Origin of the sequence: Brevibacillus antibioticus (genome assembly GCF_005217615.1) — a bacterium.
GTDB lineage: Bacteria > Bacillota > Bacilli > Brevibacillales > Brevibacillaceae > Brevibacillus > Brevibacillus antibioticus.
On record NZ_SZNK01000001.1, the window covers coordinates 565,902 to 572,500 of the forward strand.

The window sequence follows — 6,599 nt, forward strand, 5'->3', positions numbered from 1 at the left end:
ACGTCTTTTTGCTATTCAACCTATACGCTTGTCTTCGCTGGAAAAAGCTCGTTGACTTTTTGGGCAACTTCTTCCCAACAAGTGACTCGATGGACGAGTGGAGGCAGGGAAGCTTGATTATAAGGAGTGTCAAACAAGAACACGGGAATTTGCAGCGCTTCTGACAATTGCAAAGCGTTCTCCAGTCGATCCTCCAAAAAAAGGTCCACGCCCCACTTGCGGGCAGCTGACAGCTTATCGTGACTCCCAATTAAATCCACTTCATGGTGAGGGATATTGTAGCGAGCAAACCACTGTAAGGTCACATCGAGGTGACGATCCTCACGAGCACTTATATACACCAGCTTGTGGGAGGAAAACCAATCGCGCAAAACCTGATCGGCAATTCCATGAACAGGCGCACCAGCATATAGGCGCTCCCCATTTTGATCCAGCCACATTTCAAACTCTGCGTCCGTGATTTGATACACGTTGGCTAAATTGTACTCCAAACAATCTTCATATCGTAAATCTCTTCCAAAGCTCTCATTCATCAACGGAACAATACTGCTAGGTGATGTGACTGTACCGTCAATATCAATGCCAATGGTTAGGATTTTGTCTGGTTTCATGCTCTCGCCTCCCGTTTAAATTGTACAACGTAGGCAGACAATAAGGCTACTTCCTTCACTTAATTAATCCTTTACCAAAAAAGGGGCTGAGCATGATATGTTGGATCGACACGAACGTAATGATGCGAAGCGGAAGGAAGATACCGGTTTTTCCGAGACGGTTGATCAGCACGACAGGGAGTTTGCAGCGAATACTTGGACACAGGCCGTCTTTGACGAAGAGAATGAGCGGTCGAGACGCAGGGTTCACTATGATCCCCACTCCTTAACAGAGCGCTATACAGGTGAGCTGGATGAGGAGCGTAACGACTTTTCGGAGCGTTTGGATGGCGTTGTCCTGACAAAAGAGGACCGTTCACCGGTCACCAAGGTCAGAGATGACGACATCGAGGCGGCGGCGGAGATAGCCGAGCCGTTTCCGACCAGTCGTGCTGCCAGTGAGATCGACACAGACGAGGAAAATCGGGAAAATGGGGCCAGCGGTATTGGGATAACTGGCTTGGGCTTATCGATCCTGTCCCTGTTTCTCATGCCGTACCTGATGGCTCCAATTGGTATGGTGCTTGGCTATCTGGCGTATCGACGCAACTCGAAGACGCTGGGAGTCTGGGCGATGATCATAGGTGCTATTGCTATTTTGGGCGCATTAGTCATCTACCCGTACTATAGGGCTCGCTAAAGCATCAAACCAAAAACCCTCTCCGGATTGTTCAGCCGGAGAGGGTTTATTATGTTGCGCCACTGCTATTTGTACAAAGAGGAAACAAAAGGCGTAATGGCTGCGATCACGGCATCACAAAACACATCGGAACGACGTACGCGATTATCGGTTAAGAGGGAATAAGCGCCGCCGCGATGATTACTGCCGACCGTTTTCCCCCATTCATCTATAATGGTACTGAGCTCAATTTGCTCCTGCTGGATTCGGTGGACCGCTTGATTCGGGATAGGAAAAGCCAAGCCCTTTCCAATAAATAGCTCACTTCCATTCCAGGCTGCGCAGATGGAAATCAAATACCACTGCTTTGTAAACAGCTCATCGTACATAAGTCCGCCTTCCAAACCTAACCCAATGTCTACTCCTAGGGCTTGACTACGTGCAGCTTTTGCACGATTGATCGCTCCTGTAACCGTTTCTTCTTCACTCATCGGCTGAGCCGCTACGCCAGAGGGGACGGATATGCAGAAAGGTTCCGTTCCAGTTGCTTTTTGTACAGCGAGACGTTTTGCTTCATTTTGCGTTCCGAGTGCATAGCGGAAAATATGATAATCCAACGACTTGTTCCACCTCTTTCCATCATCGATGCTAGTAGTAGTATACCACCTTTTGATTCGACCGAGATTCTCTGCGGTGTGATAAGATAATAGCCATAGAAAAGAGTCAGACCTAGCATACGAAGAGAAAGAGGAGTGGACGATGAAATTTACAAAGCTGCATGGCTTGGGTAATGATTACGTTTACGTCAACTGTTTTGATGAAGACTTATCGCGTGTAGATTTACCCGAATTGGCTAGAAGGGTGAGCGATCGGAATTTTGGCATTGGGGGCGATGGATTGATCCTCATTATGCCATCTGAGCGAGCAGATTTTCGCATGCGGGTCTTTAACAATGATGGCAGCGAAGCAAAAAATTGCGGAAACGGCTTGCGCTGTGTGAGCAAGTACGTATTCGATCACGGTTTGACGGAGCAAACAACGTTTACCGTGGAGACGTTGGGAGGTACCGTCACTCCTGTCGTATCGCTAGGAGCAGATGGTAAGGTCGATCATGTAACAATTGATATGGGAGAGCCTCGTTTTGAGCGAGCAGCAATCCCGATGACAGGCATTCCTGAAGAGCAAGTGCGAGAAGAGGCAATCGAAGTCGGTGGAACTGCATTTACGATGACGGCTGTTTCGATGGGCAATCCTCATGCCATCCTTTTCGTGGATGAAGTGAAGGAAGAAGATGTTCGCCACTACGGGCCAATGATCGAGTATCACCAATGGTTTCCTGAGCGAACCAACGTCGAATTTATCCAAGTATTGAATCAGGAGGAAATTCTTTTCCGTGTATGGGAGAGGGGATCAGGTGTAACGCTTGCCTGTGGGACAGGAGCTTGCGCTGCTGCAGTAGCTGCCCACTTGAGTGGAAAGACAGATAGAAAAGTCACTGTCCACCTGGCTGGAGGAGATCTCTTTATTGAATGGAAGGAAGCGGATAACCGCGTCTATATGACGGGACCGGCTACGGAAGTTTTTTCTGGTAAGTATTTGGGGGAGATCCCATTTAAATAACAACAAGCCAAAACCGTTCCGTCGAAATCACGGGAGCGGTTTTTTTACAAAAAATAGCGTGGTCACGGCCAATCCTTCCTGCCGTCACCACGCTATCGAATTCGAAGGTGCGTCACGCGTTGTACACCTCATTTAGGTATGCGACATCCGTACGGTCGTACTGCGGGGTATTTTTGTTCATCTTCGCCAGTTCCGCTTGCAGTCTTTTCAATTCGGCTTCCATCTTCTTAATTTCTTCTTGCATAGCTTGTGCTGTCATGGTAGTTCTCTCCTTGGCTGATGTTTTTTATCTAAATTTATTGACTATTCTAACGAAAGGTCAAACCAATGTAAATAGCCTTTATCTGGATGTAAGCGCTTTATACGTGAATAGTCTGTGAACGGTTGTTCAGATTGTCTGATTTGGTCTTTTGGGAGCATCGCACTCGGGGAAAAATAAGGTCGAGAAGTGTAATACTTTGTATGTGCTTTACGAAAAGTCATGTTATGATGAAGCGTAGTATTCGGGCATCTTGCCCTTAGGAAGGTGTGTACTGGTGATTTACTTAGACAACAGTGCGACTACCCGGCCTCATCCTCAAGTGATTGAAACCGTTAGACGCGCGATGGAAAGCTACTATGGAAACCCGTCTTCCTTGCATCAAAAAGGAGTAGAGGCGGAAAATGTACTAAAGCAGGCGCGAAAGGTTGCCGCTCAGTACTTGGGCTGTAAAGAAAGTGAAGTTATTTTTACTTCAGGTGGTACGGAGAGCAATAATACGGCGATCAAAGGTGTAGCCTTTCAATATCAAAACAGAGGGAAACATATTATTACGACGCAGGTAGAGCATCCGGCTGTTTACGATGTTTGCAAACAGTTGGAAGACCTAGGGTTTACTGTCACGTATCTGCCGGTAGATCGTGAAGGTCGCGTGTCGGTAGAAGCTGTTCAGAAAGCAGTGCGTCCGGATACGATTCTCGTTTCGGTGATGCATGTGAACAACGAGTTGGGAACCATCCAGCCGATCCTGGAAATCGGACAATGGTTGAAGCAATTCCCGAAAGTCTTGTTTCACGTCGATGCTGTCCAAGGAATTGGGAAAGTTCCTTTGCGCATCAAGGATTCAGGGATTGATTTGTTAAGCGTCTCTGCCCACAAGTTTTACGGCCCCAGAGGAGTTGGCATTTTGTATAAGCGAGAAGGCTTGATTATTCACCCGTTGATGAAGGGTGGCGGTCAAGAAGGCGGTATTCGCTCAGGAACGGAAAACCTCCCAGCCATCGCCGGTATGGCAAAAGCAATTCGGATTCTAGAAGAACTAGGCAGCGTCGAGATGATCAGGCTGCAAAAATTGAATCAACAGCTTCGTGAAGGGATTGCTACGATTGAAGGCTGCATCGTGAATACCCCGGAAGTGAATACGGCTCCCCATATTATGAACTTGTCAGTACCAGGAGTAAAAGCGGAAGTCCTGTTGCATGCTTTGGAGGAAAAAGGTTTTCTGATATCCACCAAGTCGGCGTGCTCATCCAAAGTCAATGAGCCGAGCAGAGTACTAACTGCGATTGGCATCGAGCGGGATTGCGCGTTGTCGTCTCTGCGGGTCAGTCTGGGCCGGGAAAATACAGCGGAGGACATTCAGCAGTTTTTGAAAGCGTTAGAGGAGTGCGTCAGTGTGCTTCGTACTTTTGTCAAACAACAACCTGCCCCCGCCCATAGAAAATAGTGTGGACAACTAAAAGGAGATAAACATGAACTACGATGTTATTTTAATTCGTTATGGTGAGTTGGCGCTAAAAGGAAAAAACCGCGATCAATTCGAAGAGGCACTTGTAAAAAGTGTGAGAAATGTACTGCGTTCGTTTTTTAAAGTAAAAGTTCGACGCAATTACGGTCGGATGTATGTGGAGCTGCACGGCGAGGATGCTTATGCGGTTATGGAGCGTTTGAAGCGCGTTTTTGGCATTTCTTCCTTTAGTCCGACGATCCAGGTAGATCCTGATATTGAAACGATCAAGGAAAAAGCGCTGGAGTTGGTTCGTCAAATGGACCCACAGCCGCGTACGTTCCGCGTGGTTTCTCGTCGCGCTGATAAACGCTATCCAATTCAATCGATGGAAGTGAACCGCATGGTGGCAACACACATCTTGCGTGCCCTTCCAGCTATCAGTGTAGATTTGCATGAGCCAGATATGATTGTTAATGTAGAAATTCGCACGGAGGGTACTTACATTAGTTGTGAAACCATCCCGGGACTAGGTGGCTTGCCAGTTGGGGTAAGCGGAAAAGTCTTGTTGCTATTATCTGGGGGTATCGACAGTCCTGTAGCGGGTTGGATGATGCTGAAGCGTGGTGTGACGCTTGAAGCGATCCACTTCCACAGCTATCCGTTTACGAGTGAGCGCGCTTTGCAAAAAGTGCGTGACTTGGCTCATAAGCTAACGAAATGGGGAGGTACTGTCCGTCTCCACGTCGTACCATTTACAGAGATTCAAACTGCCATTCGTGAAAAATGCCCAGAAGATTATTTGATCACAATCATGCGTCGCTTCATGATGCGCATTTCGGAGCGTGTAGCGGAAAATACCAATGCCAAGGCACTTGCAACAGGGGAAAGCCTCGGTCAAGTCGCGTCGCAAACATTGGAAAGCATGGACACGATCAACAAGGTGATTTCGATTCCAATCCTGCGACCACTCGTCGCAATGGACAAGGTAGACATTGTGGACCTTTCTCGCCAAATCGATACGTACGAGCTTTCTATTTTGCCATATGAGGACTGCTGCACAGTGTTTACACCGAAAAATCCTGTAACGCGACCGAAGCCTCGCCTCGCTGCAAAATTTGAGGAAGCGTTGGATGTAGAAGCGCTAGTGGAGGATGCGGTAGCGAGAACTGAAATCGAAGAGATTACAACGAAGCCAAAAGAAACGGCAACTGACCTGTTCTAAATATAAGTATAGAGAAACTCGCGACACGGGGGAGAAGGAACCATGATAATCCGTTATGAGCGCAATGGTAAGGTGAAGCATGGCTGGATGGTGGAAGAGGATCACAAAGTACGCGTGATTGAAGGGGACATTTACAAAATCCATACGGCAAAACCGATCATGACGGGCCTTGAGCTACCTTTGGATGAGGTCACGTTGAAGGCGCCAAGTGATCCAAGCAAGGTCGTATGCATCGGATTGAATTACCGCGATCATGCGGCTGAGATGGGGATTGACCTGCCAAAAGAACCGCTGATGTTTTTGAAGCCCTCAACCACCGTCATTGGACCTGGTGAGTCCATCGTCTATCCAAAGCTGACGCAAAACCTTCATTATGAAGGCGAACTCGCCGTGGTGATTAAGAAAGAGGCCAAGAAGATCAAGGCTTCGGATGCGGACGATTATATTTTGGGATTCACTTGTTCGATTGATGTGACCGCGCGCGATTTGCAGATGAGCGATGGGCAATGGACACGGGCAAAAGGCTTTGATACATTTTGTCCGCTTGGACCTGCTATTGCAGCCAAACTGGATTATCATAACTTGCGTATCGTGACACGAGTAAACGGGGAAGTGCGTCAGGATGCTTGCACAGACCAATTGATTTTTTCAATTCCGCAATTGATCGAGGCAGTATCTGCGGTCATGACGCTTCGTCCTGGTGATGTTATTTTAACCGGGACGCCATCTGGTGTAGGTGAACTTGTTCCAGGTGATGAAATTTCGGTAACCATTGAAGG

At 47.7% G+C, this 6,599-nt stretch carries 8 protein-coding genes (1 of these 8 only partly in view); 5 read left to right on the forward strand and 3 right to left on the reverse strand.

Translation table 11 applies throughout. The features are described from left to right. Window positions 1-20: 20 nt before the first annotated feature. Window positions 21-611: a hypothetical protein gene (locus E8L90_RS02595; protein WP_137027876.1), complete on the reverse strand. Its 591-nt coding sequence runs from the start codon at window positions 609-611 to the stop codon at window positions 21-23. A 97-nt stretch (window positions 612-708) separates the two neighbouring features. Between E8L90_RS02595 and E8L90_RS02600 the strand changes: the two genes are divergently transcribed. Then, the gene (locus E8L90_RS02600; RefSeq protein ID WP_137027877.1) at window positions 709-1,290 is read left to right on the forward strand and encodes a DUF456 domain-containing protein; all 582 of its coding nucleotides are present in this window, start codon (window positions 709-711) and stop codon (window positions 1,288-1,290) included. Window positions 1,291-1,355: 65 nt separating this feature from the next. On the opposite strand, the gene E8L90_RS02605 is transcribed toward E8L90_RS02600, so the two are convergent. Then, window positions 1,356-1,886 (reverse strand): DUF84 family protein, encoded by a 531-nt coding sequence (locus tag E8L90_RS02605; RefSeq protein ID WP_137027878.1) that lies wholly within the window; start codon window positions 1,884-1,886, stop codon window positions 1,356-1,358. Window positions 1,887-2,028: 142 nt separating this feature from the next. Here E8L90_RS02605 and dapF point away from each other — a divergent pair, with 142 nt between their 5' ends. Then, complete coding sequence (dapF, locus tag E8L90_RS02610) at window positions 2,029-2,889, forward strand: diaminopimelate epimerase (protein ID WP_137027879.1); 861 nt, start codon at window positions 2,029-2,031, stop codon at window positions 2,887-2,889. Window positions 2,890-3,001: 112 nt separating this feature from the next. Here the strand turns inward: dapF and E8L90_RS30065 are convergent, their stop codons facing one another. After that, entirely contained in the window at window positions 3,002-3,148 is a 147-nt protein-coding gene (locus E8L90_RS30065) for a hypothetical protein (protein WP_017250402.1), read from the reverse strand. Window positions 3,149-3,425: 277 nt separating this feature from the next. On the opposite strand from E8L90_RS30065, the gene E8L90_RS02615 reads away from it, so the two are divergent. The 3 genes in view from E8L90_RS02615 to E8L90_RS02625 are tightly spaced (at most 42 nt apart) and all read left to right on the forward strand, a layout consistent with a single transcriptional unit that may run on beyond the window. Then, window positions 3,426-4,595 (forward strand): cysteine desulfurase family protein, encoded by a 1,170-nt coding sequence (locus E8L90_RS02615; RefSeq protein WP_137027880.1) that lies wholly within the window; start codon window positions 3,426-3,428, stop codon window positions 4,593-4,595. Between the two features lie 25 nt (window positions 4,596-4,620). Beyond that, window positions 4,621-5,820, forward strand: a complete 1,200-nt coding sequence (gene thiI / locus E8L90_RS02620) for a tRNA uracil 4-sulfurtransferase ThiI (RefSeq protein ID WP_137027881.1) — start codon at window positions 4,621-4,623, stop codon at window positions 5,818-5,820. 42 nt (window positions 5,821-5,862) lie between these two features. Beyond that, window positions 5,863-6,599, forward strand: the 5' portion of a protein-coding gene (locus E8L90_RS02625) for a fumarylacetoacetate hydrolase family protein (protein WP_137027882.1). The gene runs 40 nt beyond the window's last position; the window shows 737 of its 777 coding nt (coding positions 1-737); its start codon is at window positions 5,863-5,865; the stop codon falls past the right edge of the window.

What these genes read in the sequence shown, in the direction of transcription:
- E8L90_RS02595 (WP_137027876.1), bottom strand. Translation starts at nt 611, where the DNA reads ATGAAACCAGACAAAATCCTAACCATTGGCATTGATATTGACGGTACA.
- E8L90_RS02600 (WP_137027877.1), top strand. Translation starts at nt 709, where the DNA reads ATGTTGGATCGACACGAACGTAATGATGCGAAGCGGAAGGAAGATACC.
- dapF (WP_137027879.1), top strand. Translation starts at nt 2,029, where the DNA reads ATGAAATTTACAAAGCTGCATGGCTTGGGTAATGATTACGTTTACGTC.
- E8L90_RS30065 (WP_017250402.1), bottom strand. Translation starts at nt 3,148, where the DNA reads ATGACAGCACAAGCTATGCAAGAAGAAATTAAGAAGATGGAAGCCGAA.
- thiI (WP_137027881.1), top strand. Translation starts at nt 4,621, where the DNA reads ATGAACTACGATGTTATTTTAATTCGTTATGGTGAGTTGGCGCTAAAA.